12 protein-coding genes are annotated in these 18,274 nt (G+C 45.2%); 7 read left to right on the top strand and 5 right to left on the bottom strand.

Going from position 1 to position 18,274, the window contains the following annotated elements; translation table 11 throughout:
- Nucleotides 1-152 precede the first annotated feature (152 nt).
- Together helD and AC1DE7_RS06470 are read left to right on the top strand one after the other, a co-directional pair.
- Nucleotides 153-2,567 (top strand): RNA polymerase recycling motor HelD, encoded by a 2,415-nt coding sequence (gene helD, locus AC1DE7_RS06475; RefSeq protein ID WP_477533971.1) that lies wholly within the window; start codon nucleotides 153-155, stop codon nucleotides 2,565-2,567.
- A gap of 226 nt (nucleotides 2,568-2,793) precedes the next feature.
- Nucleotides 2,794-3,498 (top strand): SDR family oxidoreductase, encoded by a 705-nt coding sequence (locus tag AC1DE7_RS06470; RefSeq protein WP_477533970.1) that lies wholly within the window; start codon nucleotides 2,794-2,796, stop codon nucleotides 3,496-3,498.
- A gap of 117 nt (nucleotides 3,499-3,615) precedes the next feature.
- Here the strand turns inward: AC1DE7_RS06470 and AC1DE7_RS06465 are convergent, their stop codons facing one another.
- The 3 genes from AC1DE7_RS06465 to AC1DE7_RS06455 form a co-directional block, all read right to left on the bottom strand.
- Nucleotides 3,616-4,446 (bottom strand): carbohydrate ABC transporter permease, encoded by an 831-nt coding sequence (locus tag AC1DE7_RS06465; RefSeq protein ID WP_017688542.1) that lies wholly within the window; start codon nucleotides 4,444-4,446, stop codon nucleotides 3,616-3,618.
- 1 nt (nucleotide 4,447) lies between these two features.
- On the bottom strand, nucleotides 4,448-5,320 hold the full coding sequence (locus AC1DE7_RS06460) for a carbohydrate ABC transporter permease (RefSeq protein ID WP_036670879.1): 873 nt from the start codon (nucleotides 5,318-5,320) through the stop codon (nucleotides 4,448-4,450).
- A gap of 68 nt (nucleotides 5,321-5,388) precedes the next feature.
- A complete protein-coding gene (locus tag AC1DE7_RS06455) occupies nucleotides 5,389-6,702 on the bottom strand; it encodes an ABC transporter substrate-binding protein (protein ID WP_477533969.1) in 1,314 nt (437 codons plus the stop codon).
- Nucleotides 6,703-6,908: 206 nt separating this feature from the next.
- Between AC1DE7_RS06455 and AC1DE7_RS06450 the strand changes: the two genes are divergently transcribed.
- The 3 genes from AC1DE7_RS06450 to AC1DE7_RS06440 all read left to right on the top strand — a co-directional run bounded on the left by AC1DE7_RS06450 (nucleotide 6,909) and on the right by AC1DE7_RS06440 (nucleotide 12,444).
- Nucleotides 6,909-8,672, top strand: a complete 1,764-nt coding sequence (locus AC1DE7_RS06450) for a sensor histidine kinase (protein WP_477533968.1) — start codon at nucleotides 6,909-6,911, stop codon at nucleotides 8,670-8,672.
- A 16-nt stretch (nucleotides 8,673-8,688) separates the two neighbouring features.
- Entirely contained in the window at nucleotides 8,689-10,215 is a 1,527-nt protein-coding gene (locus AC1DE7_RS06445) for a response regulator (RefSeq protein ID WP_405159292.1), read from the top strand.
- Nucleotides 10,216-10,458: 243 nt separating this feature from the next.
- Nucleotides 10,459-12,444, top strand: a complete 1,986-nt coding sequence (locus AC1DE7_RS06440) for a methyl-accepting chemotaxis protein (protein ID WP_477533967.1) — start codon at nucleotides 10,459-10,461, stop codon at nucleotides 12,442-12,444.
- Nucleotides 12,445-12,550: 106 nt separating this feature from the next.
- Here AC1DE7_RS06440 and AC1DE7_RS06435 read toward each other — a convergent pair whose 3' ends face one another.
- Entirely contained in the window at nucleotides 12,551-13,423 is an 873-nt protein-coding gene (locus tag AC1DE7_RS06435) for a helix-turn-helix transcriptional regulator (RefSeq protein WP_477533966.1), read from the bottom strand.
- Between the two features lie 245 nt (nucleotides 13,424-13,668).
- Here AC1DE7_RS06435 and AC1DE7_RS06430 point away from each other — a divergent pair, with 245 nt between their 5' ends.
- Together AC1DE7_RS06430 and AC1DE7_RS06425 are read left to right on the top strand one after the other, a co-directional pair.
- On the top strand, nucleotides 13,669-14,868 hold the full coding sequence (locus AC1DE7_RS06430) for an MFS transporter (RefSeq protein WP_477533965.1): 1,200 nt from the start codon (nucleotides 13,669-13,671) through the stop codon (nucleotides 14,866-14,868).
- A 215-nt stretch (nucleotides 14,869-15,083) separates the two neighbouring features.
- Complete coding sequence (locus tag AC1DE7_RS06425) at nucleotides 15,084-15,839, top strand: gamma-glutamyl-gamma-aminobutyrate hydrolase family protein (RefSeq protein ID WP_477533964.1); 756 nt, start codon at nucleotides 15,084-15,086, stop codon at nucleotides 15,837-15,839.
- A 109-nt stretch (nucleotides 15,840-15,948) separates the two neighbouring features.
- Here the strand turns inward: AC1DE7_RS06425 and AC1DE7_RS06420 are convergent, their stop codons facing one another.
- On the bottom strand, nucleotides 15,949-18,273 hold the full coding sequence (locus AC1DE7_RS06420) for an MMPL family transporter (protein ID WP_477533963.1): 2,325 nt from the start codon (nucleotides 18,271-18,273) through the stop codon (nucleotides 15,949-15,951).
- Between the last annotated feature and the right edge of the window lies 1 nt (nucleotide 18,274).

Below are 18,274 nucleotides of genomic sequence, written 5' to 3'. Positions count from 1 at the left end.
AAGCCATGATATAATCTATAGCGCAATTGACATTTATATTGAATGTAAAGGTTGAATCATTATTTCTCCTAATTTAATTTTACATCCGACATTCCGATTTGTCAATGCTCTTTTTTTGGTCCTAATAAATGGAAAAGGGAGTGGACTCATTCATGGATAAAACAAACGAATGGAAGTTGGAAGAGGAAAGACTAGTGCAGGTGAGGAACAAACTTCAGGCACGACTCGACGAGTTAGAACCGAAGGTTGCCGGACTGCATGAACAGGCTGCCGAAATTCGTAAACGGTTCTGGGAAGAAGTAACGATTAATACGGGTTCGTACACGGATTTTGAAGATGCATTCTATACCATTAATCAGCAGTCGAGAGTGTTGGCCGAGAGGGAGCGCGGGCACAAGCTGTTAACACAACAATGGAAAAATACAAAGAGACTGCTTCCAACGCCGTATTTTGGCCGTTTCGACTATAAGGAAAAAGGCATGACATTGACTGAACAGATCTACATCGGCGTATCATCCTTCATGGATGAAGATGGTTTGAACTTTCTAATCTATGACTGGCGTACGCCAATTGCGAGTCTGTACTATGATCACTCTCCCGGGCCAGCAAGTTATGACACACCTTCAGGACGAATCGAAGGAAAGATGGAGCTCAAGCGTCAATTCCAGATTCAACATGGGCAACTTCATAGCATGTTTGATTCAACTGAGACGATTGGTGACGAATTGTTGCAGCAAGTGCTCGCCAAGGGTGCAGACTCACAAATGAAGAGTATTGTAGCAACTATCCAGAAGGAACAAAACGCCATCATCCGTGATGACCGAAGCCGAATGCTTATCGTTCAGGGGGCAGCTGGCAGTGGCAAGACGTCGGCTGCGTTACAGCGAGTCGCTTACTTACTATATAAACACCGCCAGACAGTTAAAGCAGATCAGATTGTACTTTTCTCGCCGAATCCGATGTTTACCAGTTATATCTCGACTGTGCTCCCGGAACTTGGGGAAGAGAATATGCAGCAGACGACTTTCCAGGAATATCTGAATTATTGGCTGGATTCCTCCATCCGACCAGAGGATGCCTTTGATCAGATTGAATATGTGCTGACAGCTCAGAATGATCCGGGATATGAAGCTCGTATGGAGGCGATCAAGTACAAAGCTTCCGAGACATTCCTGCAAGTGCTCCAAAACTACGGTAAGTGGTTAGGAAGAGAGGGGATGCGGTTTAACGGCATTCAATTTCGGGGACGTGAATTCATCAGTTCAGACCAAATCAAGACCCAATTTTACAGTTTGGATCAGAATCTTACCTTGTCCAACCGTATACTTCTTTTGCAGGAATGGTTGCTGAGAGAACTTGTTTCGCTGGAACGTCTGGAACGGGAAGCAGACTGGGTTCTGGAGGAGTTGAATTATCTGGACACGGATGAGTATGTGGAAGCTTTCCGCATGTTGCACAAAGAAAAGCCTGTGTTCGATGTAGCGGAAAAATACGCAGCACGAGATAACGGTAATGACAGCGCAGTGCAAGATGAGGGTGCCTTTAACTTTGCAGTGCGAGAAGAGGAGCTGCTTCGTCAGAAACTGGTGAAAGACATGTTTAAACCTTTAAGAAAGAGTGTGCGGAAATTCCAGTTCGTGGATGTGAAAGGTATATACGAACAACTATTTATAGATGAAGCCGCTTATCAGGAACAAACGAATGGGGCAATCCCCCCACAGCACTGGCCTGAGATTTGTAAACAGACCAAGGCCATGATCCTTCAGAACAAGCTGTTCCATGAGGATGCTACTCCGTATTTATATGTAAAAGAGATGATCGAAGGCGTACGGACGAACACAGAGATTCGTTATGTCTTTGTCGATGAAGGCCAGGATTATTCGGCGTTTCAATACGAATATCTCAAGAAACTGTTTCCTCGTGCCCGCATGACGGTGCTGGGGGATTTCGGGCAAGCCATCTTTATGCAGGCTACGGATTTGGCAGCATCCAACTCGCCACTGGTTCACCTTTACGGAGAAGGCGAAACTACTTTGATACGGCTCGTACGCAGTTATCGTTCAACCAAAGAGATTGTTGAATTCACGAGACAGATGTTACCAGGGGGAGAAGAGATTAGACCGTTTGAAAGGGGAGATCAGAAGCCTCTTTTAACAGGATTGAAGGACGAAAAGCTGCGTGGTGGGCAGATTCTCGCAGACATCGCCGCGCTTAAGGCGGAGGGGTTCGATTCCATCGCTGTGATTACGAAAACCGCGGCTGAAAGCCGTGACGCCTATGAAAGGTTGCAAAGTCAAGGCGGCGAAGGGTTGCAGCTCATAACAAAGGACACACAGATTTTCGAAAAAGGAATCATGGTTATTCCTGTGTATCTCGCCAAAGGCGTTGAGTTCGATGCTGTCCTGGTCTATGATGCTTCACCCGTTGCTTACAGCCAGGAATATGATCGCAAGCTTCTGTATACGGCATGCACACGGGCCATGCACCGACTTCATCTATATACAGTGAGTGACTGGTCACCATTTGTGCAGGCGTTCCCTGCGAATCTATATGACATAAGAACGTAATTCATAAGTAAAGTAAATCCATCTTAAATGAAGGACCACAGAAAGATGCTCGGAGCCTTATTTCAAAGGTTATCGGGCATCTTCTTTTATTAAAGACATGAATCATAAAAGTTATTCTTTACTGATCGTTCCCGATGTGATAGATTGTTATTAGAGATTATGAGAATGATCGTTCCCATAACAACTCGAAAATGAATACATTCTCAATGAGAGGGAGTAATAATAAATGAATATTTCCAAACAAGTTGCTATTGTAAGTGGGGCTAATCGAGGGTTGGGTAAGGAACTTGCTCTTGAACTGCTGGCGAGGGGAACCAAAGTGTATGCTGGGGCGCGAAACCCTGAATCCATTGATCTGCCCGGGGCTATTCCACTGCAACTCGATATTACGGATCCACAATCTGTCATGGCTGCAGCTGAGGAAGCTAGTGATGTAACCCTTCTAATTAATAATGCTGGTTCCGCTACGGGTGCTTCTCTGCTCAGAGGTGAGCTGAACGATATTCACTTGGAATTCAATACACATGTATTCGGTACGCTTTCAATGATTCGTGCGTTTGCACCGGTAATAGAGAAGAATGAGGGCGGTTCGATACTGAATATCCTGTCCGCTCTATCTTGGCTCAGCCTTGGTAACTCAGGTGCATATTCAGCTGCAAAATCCGCTCAGTGGGGAATTACGAATGCATTACGTCTGGAATTAGCCCCTAAGAACGTTAGCGTTGCCGGATTGCACGTGGCGTTCATGGATACGGATATGACGGCAGGTATCGACGCACCAAAAACGAGCCCAACGGATATTGCCAAAATTGCAATAGATTCCATTGAAGCGGATCTCTACGAAATTATTGCTGATGATACTAGTCGGAATGTACAACAGGGTCTTGCTGGTGGTGTTGCTGCCCTTTACCCGCAATTGTTTCAAAAATAGAGAGGTGTAGATACATTTCTCGCTATAAATAAAACAACCCCCGCCAGATCTGGTGGGGGTTAAGTCTGTCATGAATTCTCTAATTCCATTCCTTCAAGAACGGTGAGAATATGAGGTTTAACCTTTAACTGCACCGGCAGTAAGGCCGCTGACGATATATTTTTGCCCGAATAGATACAGGATGAATACAGGCAGGGAAGTAAGCACGAGATTGGCGAAGATCAGGTTCCAGTCCCGGCTATATTTGCCGTAGAAATTGTAGATCGACAGTGGCATCGTCCATGTGGAACTGTCTGTCAGGAAGTACACCGGAATTGTAATGTCATTCCAGACGGACATGAACACCATGATCGCTACCGTTGCGTTAACGGGCAGGATGAGCGGTGTGACGATGCGGAAGAACACCCCGAACACACTTGCTCCTTCCAGAAATGCCACTTCGTCCAGCGCTCGTGGAATGGTTTTGATGAATCCACTATACAAGAATACACTGAAGGCTGTATTTAACGCGGCGTAGATCAGGATGACACTTGTGATGCTGCCGTAGAATCCCAATCCCTGTACAACACGTATGGTCGTAATAATCGACATTGGCGCAATCAGTCCCATGAAGAAATACATGTAGATCGTGCCGGATAGTTTGGTTTCCCGACGTGCTAGAATGAATGCCGCTGCCGAAGAGGCAACGATATTAATGATGGAAGATACGCCAGTAATCAAAATGCTGTTGAAGAACGCTCGCGACAGTCCGCCTTCCTGGAAGACACGAACATAGTTCGAGAACTGCCATGTTTCCGGAAAACTCAGGGAGAAACTAAGCACTTCGGCACTGGTTTTGAATGAACCAAAGATCAGAATGACAAGCGGCAACAGAACGATAAGAGAGGCCAGAATCAGGAAACCTTCCACGATATAGTTGCGGATGGCGAGTTTGCGTGTATAGCCCATGTTATTCCGTAACCTCCTTACGCCGCATGAAGATCAATAGCGGTATAGCAATAATGGTAACGACCACGAAGAGAAGTGTGTTGACCGCGGTACCAAGTCCCCAGTTGCCTTCGCCGAAAGATCGCAGAATGATCGTACCTACGACCTGGGAAGCGTTACCCGGGCCACCACCGGTCATGACATATACTTCGGAGAATACTTTGAGTCCACCGATCAATGTCAACATCAAGTTAATGTTAATTGCGGGCAGCAAGAGTGGTAGTGTGATCTTGAAAAAACTTCTCCACGAACTTGCGCCATCAATCTTGGCTGCTTCGTAATACTCTTGAGAAATGGACTGCAGGCCCGCCAGATAAATGGCCATCTGGAACCCGGCACTCTGCCAGATCGAGACGATGGCAATCGTCCAGATCACAATCGATGGGTTGGTCAGCCAAGCTTGGCTTAACGAATGTAATCCTACAGATTCCAACAAATTGTTGATTGTACCTTCGGTACGCAACATGGGAGTGAACAGAATGCTGATCACAAGGATGCTGAGAATGGAAGGGGAGTAGAAGATCGCGCGTAGCAGGTTCTTTGTTCTTAGTCGCATGTTAAGTCCTACGGCCAGCAATAGACCGATGACATTTTTGCCAACGACGGTGACGATTGCAAATATTGCCGTGTTTTTCAGCGCCAGAATAAGCGTTTTGTCTGAGAAAATTTTCTGGAAATTATCCCACCCGATGAACTTCAGCTCCAGCCGGTCCAGCCGCCAATCCGTGAACGAATAATAGAAAGCGGCGAGAGCAGGCACAACAAAAAAGATGGAGTAGATAATCAGTGCGGGAAATATCATGTAATACGAATACAAATTTTTAGTCCTTTTCATGTCTCACACTCCGTTATAGCTAGGCAGCATAACGAATGATTATGTTATGCTGCCTTATATTTCACTCTTTAGAAACCTTCTACGCCTTTATCCTGCATCAACTGACTGAACTTCTCATCCCAGGATTTCAGTACTTCTTCTGGTGACAATCCACCCGCGAATTGATCCTGTAACAACCGATACAGTTCGCTGCGATCAACCAGCATGTATGCATCCGTTGTCAGCACGGTTTTCTTCGGCGTAATATAGTTGTCTACAATATCCTGCTTGTAAGCCGGCAATTCTGGTGTGGTGACGTCACTGAAATTGGATACGTACCCTTTGGAGTCCACGATCTGTTGTGCAACTTCCTTGGAGGCGATGTAGTCCAAGAATTGTTTAGCTTCTTCCAAATGTTTGGATTTCTTCGGAATGAACAGTTGTCCGCCGAGTGGACTTGCACCCAGACTGGCATTGTCTGACGATGGAATCGGGAATACGCCCAGTTCCATATTTGGATCTTGCTCGGCCACGCCTTCAATTAACCAATCGCCCATAAACATCATGGCAACTTCCTTGTTCAGGAATTTACCTACGGCCATGTCATAGCTGTCGCTAAGCACATCCGTGTTGGTGTAACCTTTAGTGTAAATCTCATATTGTTGTTCCAGGAATGTTTTGAATTCCGGGATATCAGACCATTTTTTCTTGTTGCTGTTCAACTCATCAAAAAAAGTCGGTTCATTTTTGGCTACAAAATCGGCAAAAGCTGCAGCAGGCCAGATGTTGGCAGCCCAGGCATCTTTGTACGGCATAAATACAGGTGTAATGCCACTTGCTTTGATTTTTTCACAGATCGCCAGGAATTCTTCGTAGTTGGTTGGAAGCGACAACCCGAGTTCTTCAAAGATTTGTTTGTTATAAACGACCCCTTGCATCCCCGTATCTTGGCTGACATGGAAGCTGTAGAGATGGCCACCAGAAGAGAGGACGTCTTTGTTCACAATTCTGCTCGCCCAAGGCTCGTTATCCAGAATCTCGAAGTTACGTTCAAGGTTCAGGTCCGTGACTGCGCTCGCCAGATTGTACTGAATAATATCAGGCGTTTCATCTACAGCCAGTTTGGTTTGCAGTACAGTTGTTGTTTGTTCCGCTGGAATCAGCTGCAAATTGACACGAATGTTTGTTTGTTTTTCGAATGCATCGAGAATGTCCTGCTGGATGAAAGCAGAGTCCTGAGAACTTTTAGAGATTGCCAGCTCCAATGTGACTTTGCCACTCTTGCTGTCCCCGCCAGCAGCTGTGTCGGAATCCGTACCTCCTGATCCACAAGCGGTTAACGAGACCGATAATAAACTGGCCAGAATAATAGAAAACGCCTTTTTTCTTTTTATTGTTTTCAATGCAAATCCCCCTCTGAAACGTTTAGTGAATCCGTTTACAAGTCCGATTATAGATTCTTTTCTCGCCCCGGTACATGTCTGTGCTTGAACGTTGATGTGTAAAATCCTGAACTTGAAATCGCTATCATTTCATGAAATACCGTGATAGAGTAGACATGAATATAAGGGATTTCACATCATGTCAGAACAGGAGGGCATCTCTGAGAATGGCAAAGCTCATACATAAAGCAACTCAATTCAGTTTGCAGACAAAGGTGTTTTTGACATTTCTGGCTCTGCTTTTGTTTGTGCTGGGCTGTTTTATCGTGTATGTAAATGTGATCGTTGTCCGCCCGCTCAAACTGAAAACAGAGCAGGATACGCTCGTTACAGCTACGAAGGTAAGAGAGCAAGTTGATCTATACGTAGAACAACAGAACCAGATGTCGCAGCGAATATTATCCAGCAAAAATATATTTGCAGCCATGGACAAGAGCTCCTCAGCTCATAGTAACTATGAAAGACTGAAGCAAATTCGGATCATCAAAGACATCATGTTTCAGGCCATCGGGCCGAGCATGAATATCAAGGACATGTCCATCTACGACAATCACGGGGTTCTCCTGACATCATATCTGGGTTCGGGTAATCCTCCCGCAATCCTGAACACCATGATGGAGAGTAGTCAGGTCGGACGAGATTGGACGGAAAGTGGTTTTGTTCTGCTGCGTCAAGACGATACGATCTCCTTTGTGCGCACGATCAATGATCAGAACGGCAAGGTGTACGGTTATCTTAGCATCCAGATGGAACAGGCCTATATACAGAACCTAACAGAGGGTATTACCGCTGGCGAAGTCTATATTCTGAATGAACAAGGCGAGCAGATGACAGGTTCGGAAGCGGGTGTGACATTTACCAATTGGACAAAGCCTGCATCAGACGAGGGACTGGATGTGGACAAAAACGACAATTATATCACGCATTCCACTTCATCCAGTACAGGCTGGATCACGTATATCATAACGCCCAAAAAATCTGTTCTAGGCTCGATCCATTCGGTTCAGACGATGTCCATTCTGCTGATTACAGCACTGATGCTGGTTTCATTTGTGTATATCTTCCTGTCGACACGTAACCTGCTGCTGCCTATCCGCAAGCTACGCGGTCAGATCTGGCGCATGAACTACAGCAATATGAATCTGAAAGTGGATGAAACGCCGAAGAATAACGATCTCTTATTACTTAACGAAGCCTTTCAGGATCTGATGGAGAGGCTGCAGCAATCCATTGACCGGGAAAAATCGGCGCTTCATGAAGAAGTAAAGGCGCGTAATTCGGCGCTGCAAGCCCAGATTGCACCTCATTTTATTCATAATGTTCTATACCTGATCAGTATTGCCGCCCAAGAGGGGAAGACCAAAGTTGTATCGGATATGTGCAAACATCTTTCGGACAGTCTGCGTTATATTGTCTCTTCACCATACGCGCATGTGACTTTGGCTGAGGAGCTTCAACATACGAGACATTATCTGTCCCTTGTACAACAAAAGTACGAAGAGGATCTGGAGTGGGACATCTGTGCTGATGAGCTGGCGAACGATATCCGATTGCCGCGGTTGGTCATTCAGCCGTTTGTGGAAAACTGCATTGAACATGCCTTTGCCAACACCACGCCGCCTTGGCGTATCCAGATTACCGTGAAGCAATATAACGGATTATGGGCTTTGGAGATCAAAGATAACGGAGAGGGCTTTCCACCGGATAAGATCCAGGAGATTTTAGCCAATATTCAGGCATCGGGTTCCGGAATGAACCAGACTGCTGATCGTGGAACAGCCCTTGGTAACATGGGGATTATCAATAGTGTCAATCGACTCAAACTAATGTATAACAACCGGCTTTTTATTAATATATTTAACAATCATGCGGAAGAGCAACATGGAGCAACGATTCAAATCATCGGCTCACTGACGAGAGATTTTTACTAGCAAGGGGGTATAGGCGATGTATAACGTTATGATCGTTGAGGATAGCAAACCGATATTACGTAATATTAAAATGCTCTTGGAAACGCTGAGCTTCCCGATTCGTGTAGCGGCTACGGCAACGAATGGCGAGGAAGCCTTGGCAGCGTTAAAGCAGGAACCGATTGATCTGCTGTTGACAGATATACGAATGCCAAAAATGGATGGACTGTCCTTGATCGAGCAAGCCAAAATTGCCAACCCGGATCTGAAGGTCATCTTGATTAGCGGTTATAGCGATTTTGAATACACAAGAAAAGCATTGAACCTGCAAGTGTTTGACTATTTGTTAAAACCCGTCGAGCGAGAGGCGCTTGAAGAAGTCATGGGTCGGGTAATTGACCAACTTGATCAACAGATGTCCAAGGAACTGCTGGATTTGCAGGAAATCATTCATCCCCAATGTGAGATTACGTCGAAACAAGGGGAGGAGTTTCCGCCTTTATTCAGCCAGATGATGATCATTATGAGCAAACAGCCTTTTACCGCAGGGCATGAACGATGGGTGCAGGTGGAACTTGAGGGTTTAGTGCAGGATTTTTTTGCATTCCATCCTTGTCGTGTTTACACCAGTCAAACTTCATATCAATTTATCGCTTTTGTCAACAAGAGTGCACTTGAGGTTTACTCTTCCGTACATGAATGTCTTGAATCGATGCGACGGCATTTGGTTGCGCATGACATCGATGCAATCATTGGAGGACAACTTCTATTCGCTGAGTCTGGTAATCTGCCGGAGCTCTATCACCGCATGTCGTCCATTTTGTCTGAGCAGCAACGGTTGAAACAAGGAATAGTGTTGGATACCGGGAATCCGGTGTCGATGGCCAGATCTGAGACAGGCTGTCTGGATCCGGTGCAGGAATCAGCTTTTGTACAGATGATACAGGCTCGGCAGAAAGAACGGTTTGCTTTTAAGTTATCCGAATTGTTGAATCGATGGGCAGAGGAAAATGTACATATGAGCGAGGTGGAGCGGTTTATTGGATTGATTGTAGACACGTTTGCTCATCTGTACGAGGAACAGGGGTCGGGCATGAGATTGGGTCTGGAGCTTCGGTCAAGACAATTCGCCCAGGCACAGTCCTATGCCGATTTTTGCCGGGAACTGGCGGAATGGACGGGACAGTGCTTCGATATGCTGCAATCCCACGTTCGAAAAAGCAAGGCGATCCTGTTCGAACAGATTGACGATTACGTAAAACTAAATAAATACTCTCAATTATCTATCAACGACATTGCCATGAAGTTTCACGTTAGCCCGTCGTACGTCAGCAGAGTGATCAAAAATGCAACACAAATTACGTTTGTCCAGTATTACACCCGGCTTCGCATTCAGGAGGCATGCAGACTGATGGAAAGTCAACCCGACATGAAGTTTAAGGAAGTTTCCGATTTGCTGTCGTTTAGCGATCAGCACTATTTCTCGAAGGTGTTCAAAGAGTATACGGGGCTAAATCCTACGGATTATAAACAACAGATGTCTGGTATAAAGACCCAATCATAGTTAACAAACCCTTTTTACTTATGCTATAATACTAACAAATACGGCTTGTTACTGAATTCATTCAGGCAATACCTATGTATATACATGCTCAAAGTTTCTTTGGGTATGCATATATATGGGTTTTTTTTGCGTTTACTTGCCGATTGGTTTTACCAAAAATGGATAAAGAGAGGAAGATTCACTTTGGAAAAGAAAAAGAAAAAAAGGTCATTTTATAAGAAAGGAGGAGCCAGTTTACGATTAATGAGCACTCGACTCATTGCAGCTTTCCTTGCGGTGCTTATTATCCCCACTGCACTTATCGGATATTTCTCGTATCATAGTGCCAAAGATCAAGTACAACAAAAAATGACAGAGCCCATCAATACCATATTAACGATGACCGGACAGCATATTAACAATCTGGTAGGGGAAAAAGCAGCATTATTGAGTTATATAGACAGTATGTATGGCTCCGACCCCAGTCAGGCGAACAACGAAGCACTACAAGTAGGAATCGACCAGTTAGCTGATACATATCCTGATATTCTTGCCATAACCGTGGGCAATGACCAAGGCAGTGTTATTTCTTCTCCCGCAATTGTGGATGCAACATACGATCCACGCAGCACAGAATGGTACACCAATGGTACAAGTAACAATGGATCACTCTATTTTTCGAGTATTATGAAAGATCCGGTATCCGGGAAGATTTATGTAGAGATTTCAAAAGCTCTGTCAAATGAACAAGGTGTAGCAAGTATTAAACTTGATCTGGAGCGATTAGCAAATGAAATATCGATTGTGGATGTCGGAGGTAATGGAAGTCTGATTGTGGTGGACTCCAATCGAACCATCGCGGCTTGGTCCGGTGCCATTGTAAAAGGTGGGGGAGGAGAGCTCGGTGGAGCACTCATCGAGGGAATTCCAGTCCATCCAAATACGGCTTCAAGTTCCGATGAACCGATGGCATTTTCCCAATTTGTTAGAACGGATCTGGCGTATGATCTGGAGGTATATAACGGTGTTAATGCTTTGACGGGATGGAATGTCATTGCTTTGATGGGCCATGAAGATTTTATCGCCGCAGCGAAACCCATTATGATATCGAGTCTAACGGTCATTGTTATATCTGTATTGATTGCCGGTGTAATTATTTTCTTCATTCTGAGATCTTTTATTGTACCTATGCAAAAACTGCGAAAGGCCACCCGCAGCGTAAGCGAAGGGAATCTGTCCGAACGGGTTAATCTGAAAACCGAAAACGAATTTGGTATTTTGGCAAATGATTTTGACCAAATGACCATCTCCCTTCAATCGGTGGTTGCTGAACTTCACCAGACGTCATCATTGTTGAGCCACTCTTCCCAGATGATTCAGGAAAGTACAGAACAAACCACCCAATCGGTTCAACATGTGGCTGAAACCATGCAACAGACTGCGGAATCAGCTATCGTTGGGGCGGAGAATTCGGAACAAACCGCGAATGCCGTAGAAGAGATGGCGAGAGGCATCAGTACAATTGCAGAATCTGCGAGTGCGATTGTGGATTCGGCTGAAGAGACGGAGCGCGCTGTTGCTAATGGTGGGAAAACGATAAACCAGGTCGGAGAACAAATGGGACATATTCTCGGAGCTGTTGAAGAAACCTCGGCATTGATTAATGAGCTGTCCAGTCTCTCCGCCGAAGCCAATCGAATGAATGAAGCGATTGCGGATATCTCTCGGCAAACCAATCTTCTATCACTGAATGCCTCTATTGAAGCATCAAGAGCAGGAGAACACGGCAAAGGTTTTGCTGTCGTTGCAGGCGAGGTACGAACGTTATCGATGCAATCCAAACAAAGTGCTGACGAGATTGGCGCTACCATTGGCAAAATGCTTGATCTGATTGCCCAATCCACGTCTCTTATGAATGATAAAGTTCGTAATCAAGTTGGTGAAGGAATACGGATCAGCCAAGAAGCTTCTGCAACCATATCGAACATTGAACAATATACAACGCATATCGTGGATCAAATTCAGGATATTTCCGCTGTCTCAGAACAGTTGTCAGCCAGTACGGAAGAAGTCTCGGCTACCGTTGCCGCGATGAGTCATATCTCTAAAGTGTCGGCTGATAGTGCTCAGACAACTTCAGCAGCAGCCCAAGAACAAATGGCGGCGATGCAGGAGATATCGGCATCATCTGCACAGCTCTCCAAAACAGCTGAGAACATGCAAGAATTGGTTCGCCGCTTTAAGCTTTAGAGTAGAAGTAAGTAAATGTGTAAAGAAATATGTAAAGAGACATGTAAAGAGACATGTAAAGCACTAGGCGCTCCCCTAATGGAGCGCCTTTCTGCATGTAGTAAGATTAGTAAGAATGTGACACCTCGTCCCCGAACATATCCTTTTGATTCTTTTTTCGGAAACTTCGTGGTGATTCACCAACCGTTTTGGTAAATAAAATCGTAAAGTAATTGGGGTTATCGTAACCGACCAGTTTGGCAATTTCCCATATTTTTTTGTTGGTTGAGACTAATAATCGGGTGGCTTCACCCATTCTTCGTTGAATCAGGTAATGATAAGGAGAAGTGCCAAAGTGATTTTTATACATATGAATTAAGTAATAAAAATCGATATGAAATTGATCTGCCAATTCTTTGAGTTTAATGTTCTGCCGATAGTTGGTATCCAAATAGTCTTTAATGCTCTCAGCAAGGGTATTGCTCTCAACGATCTCCCCACTAGGAAGCTGTTGACGGGACTGCCGATCGATGATCAGAAGTATTGCTTTCAGGACATGCCCAGAAATCGACTCGTATCCATGTTCCCGGATTGAAAATTCATTGAAGAGAGTCTGCATTAACGAATGGAGCTCATCGGAATATCGGTTGGCTCGAATGATCGGATTGTTAGAGGGAGGAATGACCCAATCCTCAAGGGTCTGGGTGCCTTCTGCAAAACGAAAGCCGCAATAAAAGGTGGATAACGGGAATTCAGGATTGGACTTCTCCTCGTGAAGAGTACCCTTGTTATATATGAGCATGTCCCCTTTCTGAGCCCAGTGTTTGGTACCGTCAATGGTGAATAATCCTTTGCCTTCAGTTACGTAGATAATCTCATGCAGATCGTCATGTTTATGCGTCGGAAAACTCCAATGGGGATTGTCGGCCAGTTTTCCTACATAAATAATGGTGCAATCTCGATTTGGATGCCGTTGGCCGGATTCGTGGTGTGTATTCATCTATGTCTTCCCTTCAGAATCAGTAATGAAAGTCTGTGTTGAAATGACAACATATATAATGTTTTGCAATAAAACCACAACAACCTTGATTGTCGTCATGGTATATCTGACAGTACAATTTCACTATCCAAAATGTACTATATATCGAAAGTGAAGGGATGGGAAAGCAGAAAATACATGAATTAATGATCGTAGACAGAATTGAAGCGCTTGCAACAATAGAAAGGATTAGTGAGTATTGATTTATGACTAGAAATAGAGAGAACCTACTTATTTTAACGCTTACGCTTGTTAGCTTTGTACTGGGAACAACCGAGTATGTTATCGTGGGTGTGTTGAAGGAAATTGAAAGTTACATGAAAGTATCACTTGCTGCCGCGGGTATGCTTGTCTCCGGTTTTGCGATTGCATACGCAGTGGGTACACCATTTGCTGTGGCCTTCTTGGCCAAAATATCCAGAAGAAGTTCCATATTGATCGGATTTGCAATCGTGTTAGCATTAAATCTATTGACCGTGTTCTCAACAACGTTCTCTTCTCTGATGGCCATTCGCATCGTGTCGGCCGTTGCTTGTGGACTTACGATATCACTTTCGATCTCGATCGTAAGCGACGCAGTGAACCGGGAGCGAAGAGGGGAAGCTATCGCCTGGATTCTGGGCGGATTTTCAATCGCTAATGTGCTAGGTGTTCCGCTCGGTACTTTTATCGGACAACATCTGAGCTGGTCCATGACGTTTGTTGTTACGGCATGCATAGGTGTTGTGCCGCTGATGTTCATGTTCCGTATTCTGCCACGCCAAACAACAACGATTGCAGGTTCGTTCAGTGATCAGATGTCTCTCTTTTTAAAACCAAGGATATTGCTGGCCTGTCTGATCCCGGTACTGGGAAACAGCTGTATTTTCGTCGTTTTTACATACATTACGCCACTCCTGAGTGAGACGATGGGTGTGCCAGTACAATGGATTAGTGCCATACTCCTGATCTATGGCGCCTGCAGCATACTGAGTAACTGGATTGGTGCCAAAATAGCCAGGGGTGACTTCCTGCCCAAGCTCAAGCGGCTTTTCGTCATCCAAGCCATCCTGTTCCTTGGCATGAGTTTTACCGTTTCTAATGTGTGGCTCGGCTTGGCATTTCTATTCCTGATTGGATGTCTGTCATCCTCCATGAGCGCGGCATCCCAGTTATATTTGTTTGATGTGTCAGGATCGATCGCGCCGGGTTCCAAAGCATTTGCATCTACACTCCTGCCTGTGGCGGCCAATGTAGGTATAGCGCTAGGCTCTGGTGTCGGGGGAATTGCCGTTAATATGGGTGGTGTCCAGTGGGTGCCTCCAGTTGCTGTGATGCTTGCCTTGCTGGCTTTTGTCGTTACCCTGATATGCCAGCGTTCCATCCAAGTGAATTCAGACGAAGCAACCACTGTAAAAGCAGCTTAGATGAGATGCTGTCTAGACTAAACGCATGAATGCGTATATATAGTATATGAACTACAAACAAAGTCGCTGTTATCCGGCTTTGTTTGTTTTTTTAGTTTTCCAGCATTCCGGATGTAACGGGTTCGTAGATGATAGAGGTAGGATAATGCAATAATTCAGTGAATTTATATATGAAGAGATCTGATAAAATGAATGAAAAGCTTGGAGGTAATGCCATGAAAAAGCCCATGATCGGTGTACTGCCTTTATATGATACTGACAAAAAAAGTTACTGGATGCTTCCAGATTATATGAACGCCATAGAAGGAGCAGGTGGGATTCCACTTATGCTACCTTTGACAACGGATATCGAGATCATAGCAACGCTGGCTAATCAGTTCGACGGGTTCCTGTTCACCGGGGGACATGATCTCAATCCTGAGCTGTATCATGAGCATGCAGAGGTTACCTGCGGAGAGTTGTGTATTGAACGCGATATGATGGAGTCGATATTATTACAAAAGGTAATTGAGCTTGATAAACCTGCCTTTGGCATATGCCGTGGACTACAACTATTTAACGTTATGTTGGGTGGAACGTTATATCAAGACATTCCGACTAGTCTTCAGCTTCATGTGAACAAGTTCGTTAACCATAAGCAAAGTCCGCCGTATACGAATCTTGTACATGATGTACATATTGAGGAAAATAATTTGCTTCGTGATATCTTGCAAACCGATACGATAAAAGTGAACAGCTACCACCATCAGGGAATCAAAATGTTATCGGATAAGTTAACTGCTGTGGCCGTCGCTGAAGATGGACTCGTTGAATCCGTGGTCATGCCAAACCGCTCGTTTGTTTTGGCTGTGCAGTGGCATCCAGAGTACAGCTATAAAGTAGATGACTACAGTCAGAAGTTATTTGCGGCGTTTGTTAATGCTGCTAAATCCCCACGCTATACTATCCATATTGAAGACATCACCGCATAAAATGTGAAAAAGAAAAAAAGACCTCCTGTTTATAAAAACAGAGGAGGTCTTTGTATTGGTGAATATAGTCGTAAAAGTAATCATGGTATCTACCGTTCTATTGGCAGGATTATTTTAATCCAGACTTCGTGTTGGCATGCTCTTCAGCATTCAGGGAAGCAATCAGCTTCTCGCCTTCAACATCCAGGTTTGGCAGAATGCGATCCAGCCATTTTGGAAGTGCCCAAGCTTTGTCTCCGAAAATAGCCATGATGGCAGGGACCAAGCCCATACGGATGATGAAAGCATCAATCAGAATGCCTACCGCCAAAGTGAAACCAATCTGTTTGATCATGACATCGTCAGTGAATATAAATCCTGCAAATACAGAGACCATAATCACTGCTGCGGCAACAACCACGCGACTTACCTGATTGTACCCATGAACGACGGATTCGGTCCCGCGATGACCATGCACATAGGATTCCCGCATGGAGCTCACAAGGAAGACTTGATAGTCCATCGCCAGGCCATACAGGATACCTGTTACGATGATCGGCATAAAGCTCAGCAGCGGGCCACCGGTATCGAAACCAAAGAGCGAATGCAACCAGCCCCATTGGAATACAGCAGTGGTGATCCCGAATGTAGCCAGGATACTAAGCAGGAAACCGATGGTGGCTTTAATTGGAACGATAATCGAACGGAATACGAGTAACAGGATGATCAGCGAGAGCAGGATGATGATGCCTACATAAATAGGGAACACCTGCGCCAGTTTGGCGGACATATCGATGTTAACAGCTGTGAGTCCAGTAACTCCGAGTTTCACATCATAGGTCTGTGCGATGCTGGAATCAGCCGCGCGTAGATCAGTGACCAGTGTTTTAGTGAGATTATCGTTAGGACCCGTTTTTGGAATGAGACTAAAGATAGCCAAATCTTCTGTCATCCCAAGTGGTGTGACTTGTGCAACGTTATTCTGACCTTGAAGTTCCATCACCAGACCGCCCAAGAGTTCCGGTGTAACTTTTGCGGAAGACTGATTAGGCTCTGCGACCAGAATAAGGGGTCCGTTGAATCCTTCTCCGAAGCCTTCGGAGATGGCATCATAACTTTGTCTTGCAGTTGTATCCAGATTCGCTGAGGAAGCGCCGGGGATACCCATTTCCATTTTGGTGATCGGCGTCGCGGCAAAACCAAGAATGACGATGATGGCGATAATGGTAGCCCAACGATTTTTGATAACGAATTTCACCCATCTGTTCGCGACTCCGTGGTTAGTGGCTTTAGGATGTTTCGCGCTTTTCTCACGAGCTTTGGCGGAACAGATGCGTTCTCCTACCAATCCCAGTAAAGCCGGCAACAGGGTTAAAGCAACAAATACGTTGATGAGCACGGTGGCAGCTGCGACTAAAGCCATCGTAGACAAGAATGTAAGACCGATGACAAGCATACCGCACAGTGCAATAATGACGGTTAATCCGGCAAAAAATACTGCGCTACCCGATGTACCAATGGCTCTGGCCGTTGCTTCTTTTGCGCTCAAGCCTTGATCAATGATCATTCGACGCTGGCGATTAACAATGAAGAGCGCATAGTCGATTCCAACAGCCAATCCAACCATTAGAGCTAGAACGGAAGTGACACTAGGCATTTCGATGAATTTGGAGATGGAGAACGCACCACCAACTCCAATGGCAACTCCGAGGAGTGCAGTGATCAGAGGCAGACCTGCTGCAACAACGGAGCCAAGGGTGATCAGCAATACAATGACAGCAATGACCAGTCCAACAATCTCTGCCGAGCCGACTCCAATCGATACCGTTTTGAGCGTTTCGCCCGGCAACACCTTAATATTGGTTCCTTGCTCTACCGTCATAACGGACTGAATAACGGAATCAAATACATCCTGTGTTATGGCAGACTGTTCAATTGTAAATTGGAACTGGAACAGTGCAATGCTGCCGTCCGAAGAGATCAGCATTCCAGGTACAGGAACACCATCCACCATCAAAGGTCCATAGGGAGGAGGCGTGGTTGTTGCGGATTGCGCCATATCAGTAGCCTGAGCATTCTGAGCCATCTCCGCCTGAGCACCCGAATTACCCGCTTCAGCTGCATAGTCCGCAGGGTTAATGACTTTGTCTAATCCGTAAACTTCATTAACACCTTTCATCATGGCCGCCAAACGTTCAGGCGTATCCAAACGCTCGTTGTCTGGAGCTTTGAAGACAACACTTCCTTGACCGCCGGAGGCGGCTGGCAGTTCTTTTGCCAATTGATCCAGAACCTTCTGTGACTCTGTGCCTTCAATCTTCATTTCGGAACTGATGTGAATACCATTGATGCTGATCATGGAGATGACAATTCCCAGAATTAAAACCCAGCCAATGATGAAATAGGCAGGTTTGCTAAAAGCGGTTTTCCCCACTCTGTATAATAATGTAGACATT

This window comes from Paenibacillus sp. 10L310 (assembly GCF_056395745.1).
This window is presented reverse-complemented; position numbering and strand designations above follow the sequence as displayed.

Excerpts from the sequence above, each read along its gene's own strand:
- helD (WP_477533971.1), top strand. The coding sequence starts at position 153 with ATGGATAAAACAAACGAATGGAAGTTGGAAGAGGAAAGACTAGTGCAG.
- AC1DE7_RS06470 (WP_477533970.1), top strand. The coding sequence starts at position 2,794 with ATGAATATTTCCAAACAAGTTGCTATTGTAAGTGGGGCTAATCGAGGG.
- AC1DE7_RS06465 (WP_017688542.1), bottom strand. The coding sequence starts at position 4,446 with ATGGGCTATACACGCAAACTCGCCATCCGCAACTATATCGTGGAAGGT.
- AC1DE7_RS06460 (WP_036670879.1), bottom strand. The coding sequence starts at position 5,320 with ATGAAAAGGACTAAAAATTTGTATTCGTATTACATGATATTTCCCGCA.
- AC1DE7_RS06450 (WP_477533968.1), top strand. The coding sequence starts at position 6,909 with ATGGCAAAGCTCATACATAAAGCAACTCAATTCAGTTTGCAGACAAAG.
- AC1DE7_RS06445 (WP_405159292.1), top strand. The coding sequence starts at position 8,689 with ATGTATAACGTTATGATCGTTGAGGATAGCAAACCGATATTACGTAAT.
- AC1DE7_RS06440 (WP_477533967.1), top strand. The coding sequence starts at position 10,459 with ATGAGCACTCGACTCATTGCAGCTTTCCTTGCGGTGCTTATTATCCCC.
- AC1DE7_RS06435 (WP_477533966.1), bottom strand. The coding sequence starts at position 13,423 with ATGAATACACACCACGAATCCGGCCAACGGCATCCAAATCGAGATTGC.
- AC1DE7_RS06430 (WP_477533965.1), top strand. The coding sequence starts at position 13,669 with ATGACTAGAAATAGAGAGAACCTACTTATTTTAACGCTTACGCTTGTT.
- AC1DE7_RS06425 (WP_477533964.1), top strand. The coding sequence starts at position 15,084 with ATGAAAAAGCCCATGATCGGTGTACTGCCTTTATATGATACTGACAAA.
- AC1DE7_RS06420 (WP_477533963.1), bottom strand. The coding sequence starts at position 18,273 with ATGTCTACATTATTATACAGAGTGGGGAAAACCGCTTTTAGCAAACCT.